General features: G+C 35.1%; 12 protein-coding genes and 1 tRNA gene. 2 read left to right on the forward strand and 11 right to left on the reverse strand.

Features of this window, described 5'->3' with window-relative positions; translation table 11 throughout:
• Window positions 1-2: 2 nt before the first annotated feature.
• Genes ACUSJC_RS11825 through ACUSJC_RS11855 form a run of 7 tightly spaced genes read right to left on the reverse strand, consistent with a single transcriptional unit; the run spans window position 3 to window position 9,423 of the window.
• The gene (locus ACUSJC_RS11825; protein WP_449269775.1) at window positions 3-1,148 is read right to left on the reverse strand and encodes a cytochrome c oxidase subunit II; all 1,146 of its coding nucleotides are present in this window, start codon (window positions 1,146-1,148) and stop codon (window positions 3-5) included.
• 18 nt (window positions 1,149-1,166) lie between these two features.
• On the reverse strand, window positions 1,167-2,498 hold the full coding sequence (locus ACUSJC_RS11830) for a quinol:cytochrome C oxidoreductase (RefSeq protein WP_449269776.1): 1,332 nt from the start codon (window positions 2,496-2,498) through the stop codon (window positions 1,167-1,169).
• A gap of 28 nt (window positions 2,499-2,526) precedes the next feature.
• Complete coding sequence (locus tag ACUSJC_RS11835; RefSeq protein WP_449269777.1) at window positions 2,527-3,072, reverse strand: c-type cytochrome; 546 nt, start codon at window positions 3,070-3,072, stop codon at window positions 2,527-2,529.
• A 5-nt stretch (window positions 3,073-3,077) separates the two neighbouring features.
• Window positions 3,078-3,602: a DUF3341 domain-containing protein gene (locus ACUSJC_RS11840; RefSeq protein ID WP_449269778.1), complete on the reverse strand. Its 525-nt coding sequence runs from the start codon at window positions 3,600-3,602 to the stop codon at window positions 3,078-3,080.
• A 4-nt stretch (window positions 3,603-3,606) separates the two neighbouring features.
• The gene (gene nrfD, locus ACUSJC_RS11845) at window positions 3,607-5,016 is read right to left on the reverse strand and encodes an NrfD/PsrC family molybdoenzyme membrane anchor subunit (protein WP_449269779.1); all 1,410 of its coding nucleotides are present in this window, start codon (window positions 5,014-5,016) and stop codon (window positions 3,607-3,609) included.
• Between the two features lie 31 nt (window positions 5,017-5,047).
• Window positions 5,048-8,089 carry a TAT-variant-translocated molybdopterin oxidoreductase gene (locus tag ACUSJC_RS11850; RefSeq protein ID WP_449269780.1) on the reverse strand — a complete coding sequence of 1,014 codons (3,042 nt, stop codon included), beginning with the start codon at window positions 8,087-8,089 and terminating at the stop codon, window positions 5,048-5,050.
• Window positions 8,090-8,124: 35 nt separating this feature from the next.
• Window positions 8,125-9,423: a c-type cytochrome gene (locus ACUSJC_RS11855; RefSeq protein ID WP_449269781.1), complete on the reverse strand. Its 1,299-nt coding sequence runs from the start codon at window positions 9,421-9,423 to the stop codon at window positions 8,125-8,127.
• Window positions 9,424-9,641: 218 nt separating this feature from the next.
• Between ACUSJC_RS11855 and ACUSJC_RS11860 the strand changes: the two genes are divergently transcribed.
• Window positions 9,642-10,031, forward strand: coding sequence for an SPOR domain-containing protein (locus tag ACUSJC_RS11860; protein ID WP_449269782.1), 390 nt, complete (start codon window positions 9,642-9,644; stop codon window positions 10,029-10,031).
• 78 nt (window positions 10,032-10,109) lie between these two features.
• On the opposite strand, the gene infB is transcribed toward ACUSJC_RS11860, so the two are convergent.
• From infB to rimP, 3 genes are all read right to left on the reverse strand, one after another.
• The gene (gene infB, locus ACUSJC_RS11865) at window positions 10,110-12,962 is read right to left on the reverse strand and encodes a translation initiation factor IF-2 (protein WP_449269783.1); all 2,853 of its coding nucleotides are present in this window, start codon (window positions 12,960-12,962) and stop codon (window positions 10,110-10,112) included.
• 68 nt (window positions 12,963-13,030) lie between these two features.
• Window positions 13,031-14,269, reverse strand: a complete 1,239-nt coding sequence (gene nusA, locus ACUSJC_RS11870; protein WP_449269784.1) for a transcription termination factor NusA — start codon at window positions 14,267-14,269, stop codon at window positions 13,031-13,033.
• Between the two features lie 22 nt (window positions 14,270-14,291).
• Complete coding sequence (rimP, locus tag ACUSJC_RS11875; protein ID WP_449269785.1) at window positions 14,292-14,759, reverse strand: ribosome assembly cofactor RimP; 468 nt, start codon at window positions 14,757-14,759, stop codon at window positions 14,292-14,294.
• Window positions 14,760-14,927: 168 nt separating this feature from the next.
• Between rimP and ACUSJC_RS11880 the strand changes: the two genes are divergently transcribed.
• Window positions 14,928-15,752: a universal stress protein gene (locus ACUSJC_RS11880; protein WP_449269786.1), complete on the forward strand. Its 825-nt coding sequence runs from the start codon at window positions 14,928-14,930 to the stop codon at window positions 15,750-15,752.
• 84 nt (window positions 15,753-15,836) lie between these two features.
• Here ACUSJC_RS11880 and ACUSJC_RS11885 read toward each other — a convergent pair.
• Window positions 15,837-15,907 (reverse strand) — tRNA-Gln (locus ACUSJC_RS11885).
• Window positions 15,908-15,941: the final 34 nt, after the last annotated feature.

Raw genomic sequence — 15,941 nt, forward strand, 5'->3', positions numbered from 1 at the left:
AATTAATTTAAATTTTGAGCTAAAACTTTAGTAGTATCTACTACAGTTTCCATTACTTCCGGAGCTGGAGTTTCAGCAGGAGCATTTGCTTCTTTCCATTGTGATGCTAAAGTTGGCTTTTCAGCTAACCAAGCTTTGAATTCCTCTGGAGTTTCAACTACAATCTTCATTTGCATGTTATAGTGAGAAGCTCCACAAATTTTGTTACACAATAATAAATAATCAAATGTATATGGCTCTAACGCAGATTCTCCTTTTGCTTCAAGTTCTTTACTTTTCTTAGCTCTAATTTCATTAATTTTAGCTACATCTGTTTTGATTTTCTCATCTTCTCTCATATCAGCTGTAGTTACAGTTGGCACAAAAGTAAACTGAGTAATCATACCAGGAACACAGTTCATTTGTGCTCTGAAGTGAGGCATATAAGCAGAGTGTAATACGTCTTGTGAACGGAACTTGAAAACTACTTTTTTACCTTTTGGTAAATGTAATTCATTAGTCACTTTATCATCTTGAGCAGACGGATCAGCTAAATCAACTCCCATAGTGTTGATACCTTCAATGTAACGAACATTAGCTTTACCTAAAGTATTATCTTCTCCAGAGTATCTTACTTCCCAAGCGAATTGTTTTGCATATACTTCAACATACATTACGTCTTCTTCATTGTCGTAGAACATAATGTTATTCCAAGTATACAATCCGTATAAAATAAGTCCAGCAAGAACTACAACAGGAATTACAGTCCAAATAGCTTCTAATTTGCTATTATCAGCAAAGTATAATGCTTTTTGCCCTTCTTTTCCTCTATATTTAAAAGCAAAGTAATGCAATAAGAACTGAGTAATTGTTTGTACAATAAAAATAATAACCAATGAAATAGTCATTAAGTTATCATAGTCAGGACCATGTTCAGATGCAGGAGTTCCTAAAACTAAATGTCCCCATGCATAAATTGAATAGATAGTAAATAAATATATAAACCCAACGAATGCAAACATCAAATATCCGTTAACACTATTATCTCTATCGTTTGCAACCTCAGAGTCATTGGTTGCACCAATTTGAGTTAAATCAAATATTTTAGTTAATTGCCAAATAGCAACCCCGACTAAAACTAAAATAATAAATACCAATAAACCTGTCATTTGTTTATTCTTTAAATATTAATAATGAAAATGTTTACTTTCTTCCATTAATGGATTTCCTTTAGCTACAAGCGGAGCTTTAGTCAATGCAGTAAATACCACGAAGATAAATAATCCTAAGAAGAATAAAACTGAACTGATTTCAGGTAAACCAATGAACCATTGATCACCAACTGTAGCAGGCATAATCATATTGAAGAAATCAATATAGTGTCCTGAAAGAATAACTATACCAGCCATTACCACTATCCAAGACAAACGTTTGAAATCTGTATTGATAAGAATTAATAATGGGAAAATAAAGTTCATAGCCAACATACCAAAGAATGGTAATTTATAGTGTTCAATTCGTGTTACGAAGTAAGTAACCTCTTCTGGAATATCAGAATACCAAATTAACATGAATTGAGAGAACCATAAGTATGTCCAGAAAATACTAATACCAAACATAAACTTAGCTAAGTCATGAATGTGGCTTGTATTAACTTGCTCTAAATAACCTTTAGATTTTAAATAGATTGTAATCAAAGCGATAGCAGTAATACCGCTAACAAAGAAGCTAGCAAAAACATACCATCCAAATAATGTACTATACCAGTGAGGGTCTACAGACATAATCCAATCCCAAGACATCATAGACTCAGAAACAATAAAGAATACTAAAAATGATGCTGATAATTTGAAATTCTTTTTATAAAAAGAATTTCCTTCGTTTTCATCTTGAGCAATCGAATTTTTTCTAGCAAATATTCTGTATAAGTTCCAAACACCTAAGAACAATACAGCTCTAATTAAGAAGAATGTTACGTTTAAGTATCCAGATTTCCCTTGAATTAAGTGATCGTGTGCTACAACTTCAGGATCCATCCATACAAATAAGTGATTCATATGAACACCCGAAAGAACTAAAACTAAGAAGAAAATAATAGAACCAGGTAATAAGTAAGCACTAATCCCTTCCATAACACGGAATAAAATTGGTGACCAACCTGCCTGTGCTACTTGTTGAATAGCATAAAATGCTAAAGCACCAACACTCAACAACATGAAGAAAATACAAGCAACATAGAATGCAGCCCAAGGTTTGTTTTGCAATTGGTGGAAAACATGGTTTACATGTTCTTGATGAGCAGCATCTGCATGAGCGTCATGGTTAGCATGAGCATCGTGCGCAGCGTGTGCGTCATGAGAGGCAGCTTGATCGTGATGACCATGGCTATTCTCTGATAAAATAGTTTCAACTTCTTCTATAGTCTTTGGTGCACTCCAAAAACCAACTCCAATTCCAATAGCTCCAATCACCATCAAAATCAAAGAAAAAGTTTTTAATTTACTTGAAAACGTGTACATATCAATTATTTTCAAAAGTGTTTTACAATTATAATTCTGATCTTAGTTTTAAAACGTAATCAACAACTTGCCATCTCTCTTGTTGAGACAATTGATTAGCATGCGAACCCATAGAGTTTAATCCATACGTTATTACGTGATAAATACTTCCTTCTGTAATTTCTCTATCTTTATAGTTAGGTACTCCAAGGAATTTCTCTCTTTTCACTAAGTTTCCTTTACCGTCTCCTTTTTCTCCGTGGCAAATTGCACAATAAATATTGAATAATGCTTTACCATTCTCCGGATTACGAGAAAGAGAATCTAAAGGTGATTTCAAGGTAGCTTTAGCTAAAGCATAACCTTCAGGTGTATTAGGAATTTCGTAAGGAACAAAACCTCTTTTGATAGTCCCTTCTGCCGGTAACTGTCCTTCTTTACCTCCTTTAAAAACATCATGTTCTGAATAGGTTTCATAAGGAACCGCTTCATACATGTTTGGAAAAAATTGATAGTTAGGCTTATTTTTGTTGAAACAAGAAGTTGCAACAATTGACAGACCAACTACAGCTACAATTTTATATAAGCTTTTCATACTTGTTAATGCTTTTCAATTACTTTTACTTCAACTGCACCTGTCCCTTGTAAGAAAGAAACTAACTCATCTTCATTTCCATGAACTCCAACTTCCATTAAGAAATGATCATCAGTAGTTCTTACATCTGGATTTTCTGCTTGTTTAAAAGGCCATAATTTACTTCTCATGTAAAAAGTAATAACCATTAAGTGAGCCGCGAAGAATACAGTTCCTTCAAACATAATAGGCACAAAAGCCGGTAAATTATCAATAAAACTAAAACTAGGTTTACCACCAATATCTTGAGGCCAATCATTAATCATTACATAATTAATCAAACTTGTATAAACAGAAAGTCCAATTAATCCATAAATAAATGCAGCAATCGCGATACGTGTAGGAGCAAGTCCCATAGCTTTATCTAAACCGTGTACAGGAAAAGGCGTATAAACCTCTTCAATATGATGATGAGCTGCTCTTGTTTGTTTAACAGCATCCATTAACACATCATCATCATTATATATAGCGTGTATAACTTTATTACTCATGATATTAATGATTATCAGAATGATTATGACCGTTTAATTCTCTCTCTCTTTTATAATTGTCACCTGATGATTTCAAGATAGTCTTAACTTCAGCTTGTGCAATTACAGGGAAACTTCTTGAATATAACAAGAATAATACAAAGAAGAATCCAATAGTTCCGATATAAATACCAGCATCAACAAAAGTCGGTTGGAACATTGTCCATGAAGATGGCAAATAATCTCTGTGTAATGATGTAACGATGATTACGAAACGCTCAAACCACATTCCAACGTTAACTACAATTGAAATAACGAATGAAGCAGCAATACTCGTTCTAATTTTCTTGAACCACATTACCTGTGGAGAAATTACGTTAAAAGTCATCATACACCAGTAAGACCACCAGTAAGGACCAGTTGCTCTATTTAAGAATGCATATTGTTCATACTCTACTCCAGAATACCAAGCTACAAATAACTCAGTAATATAAGCAGTACCAACAATTGATCCTGTAATCATAACAACCAAGTTCATTAACTCAATATGTTGCAATGTAATGTAGTCTTCTAATTGAGATACTTTTCTCATAATGATTAACAAAGTTTGCACCATTGCGAATCCTGAGAAAATCGCTCCGGCAACGAAATAAGGAGGTAAGATAGTTGTATGCCAACCAGGAATTACCGACGTTGCGAAGTCAAAAGATACGATTGTGTGTACAGAAAGTACAAGTGGAGTTGCCAAACCAGCTAATACAAGAGAAACCTCTTCAAAACGTTGCCAGTCTTTTGCTCTACCACTCCAACCGAATGATAATGTAGAATAAATTCTTTTTGTAAAAGGAGTAACAGCTCTATCACGAAGCATAGCGAAGTCAGGTAATAAACCAGTCCACCAGAAAACCAATGATACTGATAAATAAGTAGAGATCGCAAATACGTCCCATAATAATGGAGAGTTAAAGTTAACCCATAATGAACCAAATTGGTTCGGAATTGGTAATACCCAGTATCCTAACCATGGACGTCCCATGTGGATGATTGGGAATAAACCTGCCTGCATTACCGAGAAAATCGTCATTGCTTCTGCAGAACGGTTAATGGCCATTCTCCATTTTTGACGGAATAATAATAATACCGCAGAGATAAGTGTTCCGGCGTGACCAATACCTACCCACCAAACGAAGTTGGTGATATCCCAAGCCCAGCCAATTGTTTTATTTAAACCCCAAGTACCAATACCAGTAGATACTGTATAGATCATACAGCCTAAACCGTATAAGAAAGCAGCAAATGCTATCGAAAATACAATCCACCATTGCTTATTTGCACGACCTTCTACAGGTTTAGCAACGTCTACCGTAACATCGTGATAAGATTTATTTCCTACCACTAAAGGTTTTCTAATGGGTGCTTCGTAATGAGACGACATAATCCTTTATATTGTTTCTGTTAATTAATAATTATTTTTCGTTTCTAACTTTTACGTGATAGAATACATTTGGTTTAGTACCGATATGCTCTAGTAAGTGATACATTCTTGCATCTTCAGCTAATTTAGCTACTTCACTTTCTTTATCGTTTACATCTCCAAATACCATTGCACCACTAGAACAAGCTGCAGAACAAGCTGTTTGGAATTCCTCATCTTTAACAGATCTTCCTTCACGTTTTGCTTTCAATTTAGAAGCTTGTGTCATTTGGATACACATAGAACATTTTTCCATCACCCCACGAGAACGCACGTTAACGTCTGGATTCAATACCATACGACCTAAATCATCATTCATGTGGTAATCAAATTCACTATTCTTGTTGTACAAGAACCAGTTGAAACGACGTACTTTATATGGACAGTTGTTTGCACAGTAACGAGTACCTACACAACGGTTATAAGCCATGTGGTTTTGACCTTCTCTACCGTGAGAAGTTGCAGCAACAGGACAAACTGTTTCACAAGGAGCGTGATTACAGTGTTGACACATTACCGGTTGGAAAGCTACTTGCGGATTTTCTGAAGGATCTTCCATTCCTGTGAATGTATCAATCGAATTCATTAATCCGGATGCACTTTCTTTTAATTCAACATCACCTTCAAAAGTATCTTGAGAAGAATAGTATCTATCAATACGCAACCAGTGCATATCACGACTTCTTCTTACTTCAGACTTACCTACTACAGGAACGTTGTTTTCAGCATGACAAGCAATCACACAAGCACCACAACCTGTACAAGCATTTAAGTCAATTGATAAATTAAAGTGATGCGCTATACTTCTATCAAAAGATTCCCAAAGGTCAACTTCTGTAGAAGCCACTTCTTTATGATCTAAAGAAACCATTGGAACCGGATTCCAAACTTCAGCATCTTTAGTATTGAAAATCTCTAAAGTAGTTTCCTTAATAATATCACCTCTACCCATCAATGTTTTTTGTAACTGAACGCAAGCAAATTCATGCTCTCCATCCTCTTTAGTTATAGCAACATTTTGAACAGCATTAGCGTTTAAATATAAAGCGTAAGCATTAACACCTACTTGCATATCTTCTTTCAGACCTGCCGTTTTACCATAACCAAAAGCTAAACCTACAGTTCCAACCGCTTGACCTGGTTGAATTACTACAGGAACTTTTGTTAAAGTAGCAGCTCCAACTTTTAAAGTTACATAGCTACCATTTAAACCTCCGTTAGCAACATTCCAGTTCTCTAACCCTAGTTTTTCAGCATCTTTTTTAGAAACTGTCACATAGTTATCCCAAGAAACTCTTGTAATTGGATCCGGAAACTCTTGCAACCATGGATTATTAGCTTGCTGCCCATCACCCATTCCGGTTTTAGTATACAATACTAATTCCAATCCTGAAGATTTAGCTGATGCTAATTTAGAAACAGAAGAAGATACATCAAAAGAAGCAGCCGTTAATGGCGCAACTTCAGTTTGAGCAAAACCATCATGAACTGTTTGATTCCAAGATTTACCAGCTAATTGAGTACTAGCAAAACCTTTTAAATAATCATAATATGATGCACTATTGCCTAATAAGCTTAATACTACTTCTTGGAATTGTTTTGTATCAAACAATGGACGAATAGTTGGCTGCATAATACTATAGTGACCTCTCACTAAAGAAACATCTCCCCAAGATTCTAAATAATGTGGAGCTGCTGCAGCTATAGTTGTTAAAGTAGACGTTTCATCTTCTTTTAAAGAAAACGCTACTGATAATTTTACTTTTTTAAGACCTTCAGCAAAGTCTTTAGCATTAGCTAAAGTATACACAGGATTCACCCCATTCATAATCAATGTGTGTACCGAACCTGCTTTCATATCGGCTACTAATTGAGCAACTTCTTTAGCGTTACCTTTTCTAATTAATTTAGCAGCACTTGGATTAAAAGCTTCAGAAGAAATTGCAGCATTAATAGCCAATACTAACAATTGAGCATCCAAATCATCTAAACCAGTAACCACTACACCTTTAGATCCGGCTGCTTTTAATTGCTGAGCAGCTTTAGCCACTTCCACACTCTTCAACCCGGAACTAGCACCACCCACAACAACACTATACAATTCAACCAAAGCTTGTTTTTGTTGCGCTATTGTTAACGGAATACGCTTGTCTGCATTTGCACCAGCTAAAGACATATTTGCCTCGATTTGGATATGCTTAGACATCTTTCCGTTTTTAGGAATTCTTCCTTTAGCATAACCAGCATCATATCCACCACCTTGCCAATCTCCTAAGAAATCAGCACCTACAGAAACGATAACATCTGCTTTAGAAAAATCATAACCCGCAAAACCTCTAACACCATAAACAGTTTCAAAAGCATCTAAAGCATTTGAATCAGAAACAGCATCATATACTACTTGTTTTACAGTTGGATATTTAGCTTTTAATTCAGCCAATAAAGCTTCTGTAGAAGGGCTAGCTGTTGTAGAAGTTAAAAACACTACACTACCTCCCTTTTCATTAGCCTCATCTAAACTTACTTTTATTTTTGAAGTTACTTCAGCCCAAGTTGCATCTTTACCAGCAATCCTAGGTTGTTTCAAACGTAAACTATCGTACAAAGATAAAACAGATGCATGAACTCTGGCATTTGCACCAGAAATAGCTCCATCTAATTTATTGTTCTCAACTTTAATTGGACGACCTTCACGTGTTTTGATTAAAATATTAGCAAAATCAAAACCATCAGCCACGGTTGTAGCATAATAATCTGCTACACCAGGGATAATTTCTTCCGGTTGAATCACATAAGGAATCGATTTTACAACAGGTCCTTCACAAGCAGCTAAAGAAGCTGCAGCCGTACTAAAACCTACGTATTTTAAAAAGTCACGACGAGTTGTATTTGCAGTAGACAAACCTTCTTTGTTACCAAGAAATTCATCCACAGGGATTTGCTCTACAAACTCATTGTTTCTTAGCGTCTCAACAATAGAGCTGTTTTCATTTAGCTCTTCAACACTTTTCCAGTATTTTTTGTTTGATGCCATATTATATATTGATATTAGCTTCTTAAATTAATTTATTAATAGTGACATTTACCACATTCTAATCCTCCCATTTGAGCTGCCGTCAACTTGTCAACACCATACTTTTTAGAAAGCTCTTCATGAATCTTTTTATAATATTCATTATCTTCCACCTTCACATTAGTTTCTCTGTGACAGTTAACACACCATCCCATTGTTAACGGCGCAAATTGCTCCATAACTTCATAAGTTTCAACAGGACCGTGACATTTTTGACATTCAACACCCGCTACAGTTACGTGTTGTGAGTGATTAAAATAAACAAAATCAGGAAGATTATGAATTCTAACCCACTTCACAGGCTGAGTTTTTCCTGTATACGTCTGTTTAGCCGGATCCCAACCTACAGCAGCATACAATTTTTGAATTTGCTCATCGTAGAACGCTTTAGAATGCTCTGGAGTAGCAGTTGATTCTGCAACTTCACTAATATTCTTGTGACAGTTCATACAAACATTCAAAGAAGGAATTCCAGAAGTCTTACTAACTCTTGCCGAAGAGTGACAGTATTTACAATCAATACCATTATCACCAGCGTGAATTTTATGAGAGTAATGAATAGGCTGAACCGGAGCATACCCTTGATCCACACCCACTTGCATTAAATACCCATAAGCAAAATAAGCAGCAACTAACAAGAAAACAATCACAGAAACTAATACTAAAAACTGATTTTTAGCAAATGCTTTCCATAAAGGCAACGATTTTTCAGACACAACTTCAATCCCGTTAGCTTTAGCAATTCTTCTCAAGACATTGTTTACCAACAACAACATCACAACAAGCATTGCCAATACCAAAGTTAAAGCCCCTAAAATAACCTCATTTGAAATCCCCGAAGCTTCTTGAGTCTGATCTCCTCCCACAGGAGTCGATGTTGTTTCCGTTTTAGTTTCCGCAGGCTGTGACGTATACGCCAAAATGTTATCAATATCTTGTGTTGATAACTGAGGAAAAGCCGTCATTGGCACTTTTCCGTTTTCTTCAAATACTTTTACTGCTTGAGCATCGCCTGCCTTGATTAACTCAGCACTATTGTGAACCCATTTGTAAATCCACTCTTTGTCATATTTATCAGCCACACCTCTTAAAGCCGGACCTGTAGACTTTTTGTCTAATTTATGACAAGCAGCACAATTGGTATTAAACAACTCTTTACCTTTTGCCGGGTCTCCTGCACCTGCAGCAGCTTCCGGAGCAGCATCTTGAGAGAATACAGATAAAGAAAAAGATAGCGTTAGCGCTAAACTGAAGAAAATCTTTGAAAATGATTTATGGTTACCCACCTTTTTCATATTTATTATGATTATCGTGTCATTTTTGGCATGATTTTAGAACATTTTTAGTAGCTCTACCACCATGCTTTATTTTAAACTCCGACAAAAATACGACATTCGAACTATTATAAAAACCTTAATTTTGTCTTAAAATGCAATTTATATTTATTCTAAATAACTCTATCATTATCGAATAATAAGATAAATTGTATTTTTGCTTTAAATCCATATTCAAAATGAGAAAATTAGCCTTTAACACTATAGCAAAACTATCTGTTTTTTCCTTTTTTATTTCTATAGGAATGCATGCTCAAGAATCAAAAACCATTCTAAGTCAAGATGAAAAATTTTCATTCTTATTGAATGAAAAAGCTAAAATCAATGCAAATTTAGCAATAAATGACAGCTATAAGATACAAATTTTCTACGGAAACAGCTTAGAAGCAAATAATCAGTTAATTGCCTTTAAAAGAGATTTTAGAGACATTGAAGGTACTATCATTTATACTAATCCAACCTATAAAGTTTATGTCGGAAACTATAAATCTCGCCTTCATGCAGAAAGAGCTTTATTAGAAATAAAAAAGAAATATCCTACAGCTCTTTTAATCAAACCAGGAAAATAGATTTTTTAAAAAAAATTGTATTATTCATAAAAAAAGCCGAAATCTAAGATTTCGGCTTTTCTATTTTTCGAAAGAAAATTATTTCAATTTTTTCTTCACTTCCACTTCTTGGAAAGCTTCAATAATATCGTATTCTTTCAAATCGTTGTAGTTTTTAATCTGCATACCACAATCATACCCTTTAGACACTTCTTTAACGTCGTCTTTAAAACGTTTTAAAGCTGCCAATTCTCCAGTATAAATTACTACACCTTCTCTAATCAAACGTATCTTAGAGTTTCTAAACACTTTACCATCTGTGACCATACAACCTGCGATGGTACCTACTTTAGAAATTTTGAACAATTCTCTAACTTCGGCTGTACCTGTTACCTCTTCTTTTAATTCCGGAGACAACATTCCTTCCATTGCATCTTTAACATCATCAATTGCCGCATAGATGATTGAATAATTACGGATATCAATCTCTTCTTTCTCAGCCAATGCTTTTGCACTTCCCTGAGGGCGAACATTAAATCCGATAATAATTGCATCTGAAGCTGAAGCTAACAATACATCCGATTCAGTAATAGCCCCAACACCTTTGTGAATAATATTGATTTGGATTTCGTCTGTAGACAATTTAGAGAATGAGTCTGACAATGCTTCTACTGATCCATCCACATCACCTTTAAGAATAATATTTAATTCTTTAAATTGACCTAATGCAATACGACGACCAATTTCTGCCAACGTAATGTGTTTTTGCGTACGAACCGATTGCTCACGCATTAATTGCGTACGTTTTGCTGCTATTTGTTTTGCTTCTCTTTCATCTTCATACACTACAAACTTATCACCTGCAGTAGGCGCTCCATCCAATCCTAAAACTGAAACCGGAGTTGATGGACCTGCTTCTTTGATGTTATGCCCTCGCTCATCAAACATCGCACGAATTTTACCATGGTGTTTCCCTGCTAAAACATAATCTCCGATTTTCAAAGTACCATTCTGAACCAAGATAGTAGTTACATAACCTCTACCTTTATCCAACTGTGCTTCTACAACAGTTCCTTGAGCCAATCTATCCGGATTTGCTTTTAACTCTAAAAGCTCAGCTTCTAATAAAACTTTCTCTAATAATTCTTTAACTCCTAAACCTGATTTAGCAGAGATATCATGTGATTGGTACTTACCACCCCACTCTTCTACTAACAAGTTCATAGCTGCTAATTTCTCTTTAATCTTCTCAGGATTAGCCGTTGGTTTATCCACTTTATTAATTGCAAAAACCATTGGAACTCCAGCTGCTTGTGCATGACTAATTGCCTCTTTTGTTTGTGGCATGATGTCATCATCCGCAGCAATCACGATAATAGCGATATCCGTCACCTGAGCACCACGAGCACGCATTGCCGTGAAGGCCTCGTGACCCGGAGTATCTAAGAACGTAATTCTATGACCATCATCTAATTTCACTGAATAGGCACCAATATGCTGTGTAATACCTCCTGACTCACCTGCAATTACATTCGTTTTACGAACATAATCCAAGAATGATGTTTTACCGTGATCAACGTGTCCCATCACCGTAACAATAGGAGCACGCTCTTGTAAATCTTCCGGGCTATCTTGAATCTCTTCAGCAGCTTCTTCAATATCTGTTGTAATAAACTCAACTTCGTAACCAAACTCATCTGCAACAATAGAAAGTGTTTCAGCATCTAATCTTTGGTTCATGGTTACCATGATTCCTAACGACATACAAGTTCCGATCACTTTAGTAATTGGCACATCCATCATCGTAGCAATTTCACCTACAGTAACAAATTCTGTTACTTTTAATATTTTGCTTTCTAGATCTTGTTGTTGTTGCTCTTCATCTAAACGCTGACGGTGAGTCTCACGTTTGTCCTTACGATATTTAGCTGCTTTAGATTTATTCCCTTTACCTTGTAATCTCTCAAGCGTTTCTTTAATTTGGTTTTTAACCTCTTCTTCTGTCGGCTCAACTTTTTGGATTACCGGTTTTTTACCTTTATTAAAACGATCTCTACCGAAATCTTTTTTAGCCCCTTGTTGGTTATTATTTCCTCCTTGGTTATTTTGTCCTTGAACAGGTTTTACAATACGCTTACGTTTGTTTTTATCTCCGCCAACCTCTTTCTTATTTGCGTTATTGTTATTATTCTGTCCTTGATTATTATTTCCTTGGTTATTATTTGAGTTATTGTGATTGCCTTTTTTGAAGTCTTTTTTCTCTTCTTTTTTCTTTTTAGGCTTTTCAAACTGAGACAAATCGATTTTTTGTCCGGTAAACGTTGCTCCCGAAAGCTTTTGATATTGCGTTTGAATTTTTTCATCTTCAATTATCAAGCCTTCATCTTTCTTTTCAACTTTTACTTCTTTAACCTCTTTAACTAACTTAGGAGTTACCTTTTCTTCTGTTTTTTGAACTTGAATTTGCTCTTCTTTAGGAGCTATCTCTTTCGGAGCCACTTCCTCAACAACTTTAGGTTCTTCAGGTTTAGCTACTTCTTCAATCTTTTGTTCAACAACTTCTTCTGCTTTCTCTTCTTGTTTCGTTGGATTCAAATCTATTTTACCAACAGCTTTCGGAGCCGTAACAATAGCCTTTGCTTTAATAATCTCTTGCTCTTGTCTTAACTTTTCTTCTTGCTGACGTTTTAGTTCTAATTCTTTCTCCAACTCGCGCTTTAAAGCTTCTTTCTCTTTTCTTTTTTCCTCTCCTACTTCCATAGAAGCTTCTTTCTTGCCTTTATCTGCAGAAAACTGTTGACATAAGACATCATATTCCTCTTGAGAGACCTTGGCATTTGGACTTGATTCAATTTCATGCCCTTTCTCTTTCAAAAAGTCCACAGCTCTATCAAGAGAAATGTTTAATTCCCTTAAAACTTTGTTGATTCTTATAACTCTTTTATCAGACATATAATGTTTTTAATTTTTCTAAATTCTAGTTTGTGTTGTGTTTAGCAGTGTAAATATATTTTAGAGATTTAGTCTTCCAATTCTTCTTTTAAAATTCTAAATACATCTAAGATTGTTTCCTCTTCTAAATCTGTTCTTCTTACTAGATCATGCACATCTTGTTCCAGTACACTTCTTGCAGTATCTAAACCGATTTTTTCAAATTCTTCAATTACCCAAGCTTCAATTTCGTCTGAGAATTCTCTTAATTCTACATCATCCACTTCTTCAACTCCTTCGCGAATAACATCAATATCAAATCCTGTAAGCATACTAGCTAATCGAATATTATATCCTCCTTTACCAATAGCTTTAGACACTTCTTCAATTTTCAAGAACACTTCTGCTTTTTTATTTGCTTCATCTATTTTAACCGAAGAAACTTTAGCCGGGCTCAATGCTCTGGTAATATATAATTGCGGGTTTGTGGTAAAATTAATCACATCAATATTTTCATTTCCTAACTCACGTACAATTCCATGAATACGAGAACCTTTCATCCCCACACAAGCTCCTACCGGATCAATTCTGTCATCATAAGAATCTACCGCTACTTTTGCTTTTTCACCAGGAATTCGAACTACTTTTTTAACATTGATTAAACCATCAAACACCTCAGGAATTTCTTGCTCAAACAATTTCTCTAAGAAATCCGGAGAAGTTCTCGACATTAAGATTTGAGGTTTATTTCCTTTTAATTCAACCGATTCAATAATCCCTCTCACATTATCTCCTTTTTTGAAATAATCGTTTGGAATTTGTTTTTCTTTTGGCAACACAATTTCATTTCCTTCATCATCCATCAAAACAACCATTTTAGGTCGCACATGATGAACTTCAGCGGTATAAATATCACCAATTAAATCTTTAAACTGTTTGTAAAGATTTGTATTATCGTGTTCATGAATTTTAGATATTAGGTTTTGGCGTAAAGCTAAAATTGCTCTTCTTCCTAAATCAATTAATTTCACTTCTTCTGATACTTCTTCACCAACTTCAAAATCAGGTTCAATTTTGCGCGCTTCAGAAAGAGAAATTTCAGAATTTGAATCCTCTACCTCACCATCTTCTACAACCGTTCTGTTTCTCCAGATTTCCATATCTCCTTTATCCGGATTAATAATAATATCAAAATTATCGTCAGAACCGTATTTTTTCTTTAATGCATTGCGAAACACATCTTCCAAGATTGCCATTAAGGTAACTCTATCGATGAGCTTATTATCTTTAAACTCTGAAAACGACTCAATTAACGCAATATTCTCCATGTCAACTTATTTGTGTTTTTTTTTAAAATGATATTATAACTGTTGCTTCTTTAATTTCACTATAAGGCAGCACCTCTTGTTTTATAACTGTTTCTTTCCCTTTACCTATCTTCTTAGGCTCTCGGGTTTTCCACTCCAAGGTAATGTTGTCATCGCTAGCAGCAGTTATATCTGCTTCTAAAACTTCCCCCGAATTCATCTTCACTTTCAACTTTCTTCCTAGGTTCTTTCTGTATTGCCTCACCAACTGTAACGGACTAGAAGCTCCGGCAGAAGCCACCTCAAGCGAAAAATCTTCTTCTTCACGGTCAAGATTATGTTCAATTGCTCTACTTACATCTATGCAGTCTTGCAAATTTACACCATTATCTCCATCTATCACAACATTTATCTTATTTCCTTCCCCTATTTTCAAATCAATTAAAAACAAGTCTGAACGCTCATTTAATGCCGTTTCTAATAAATGCTGAACTCTTTCTTTAAAACTCATATTTTATAAAAAGAGGCACGCTGTGCGTGCCTCATTATTTAACTAGTAATAAATAATTTGCAGCAAATATAAGGATATTTTTTTAATTAAAAAAAAATTGTAGATTTGATACATATTTACTAACTTTATTATGTAATTTTTTACATCCAACCTTATAAAACGTACTTTATGAAACGAATTTTAGTCCCAACCGATTTTTCCCAACATGCCGAATACGCATTAAAAGTAGCGGCACAGATTGCTCAAAAAAACAACGGCGAAATTTTCTTAATACACATGTTGGAACTTCCTACATCTGGCAATGATGCTATTTCAACATCTCACGAAATACCTGAATTAATGCTGTTTAAAAATGCCGCAGAAGCAAAATTAGACGCTTTAATGGATGCTCCTTATTTAAAAGATACGAAAATATCAAAAATCATGCAATTTGAAATGGCCTTTACAGGTATTGTCAAAAATGCAGAAATCCACAATGCAGACCTAATAGTAATGGGATCACATGGCGCAAGCGGTTTTCAGGAAATGTTCATTGGATCTAACGCAGAAAAAGTAGTCCGAAATTCCACAACCCCCGTTTTAATAATCAAAAAGGACGATCCTGCATTCGCTATTGATCATTTTGTTTTCGCTTCTGACTTTTCAGACGAGATTAAAAAACCTTTTGAAAAAGTAGTTCAATTTGCTAATGAATTCAACGCACATCTCCACCTACTAACCATCAACACTCCTAACAACTTTAAATCTACTCGCGTTGCTCAAAAGATAATGGATGAATTTGCATCCAACTTCAAAATCCATAAGTTTTCTACCCATATCTACAACGATATCAATGTAGAGAAAGGCATCCTACATTTCGCCAAAGAAGTCAATGCAGACTTAATAGGAATGAGCACTCACGGAAGAAAAGGCATCTCTCACTTTTTTAACGGCAGTATTAGCGAAGATTTAGTCAACCACGCAAAAAGACCTGTAGTTACTTTTAAAATATAACACTCAAAACTCAGCTTAGGCTGAGTTTCTTTTTTTTACAAAAAAGCATAAAAAAACTCCGATATTTCTATCAGAGTTTTTTTGTTGGCCCACAAGGACTCGAACCTTGAATGACGGTACCAAAAACCGGAGTGTTACCATTACACCATGGGCCAATTCCCAAGCAACTTTGTCATTGCGAGTGCAAAT

Source organism: Flavobacterium sp. U410 (assembly GCF_053570605.1).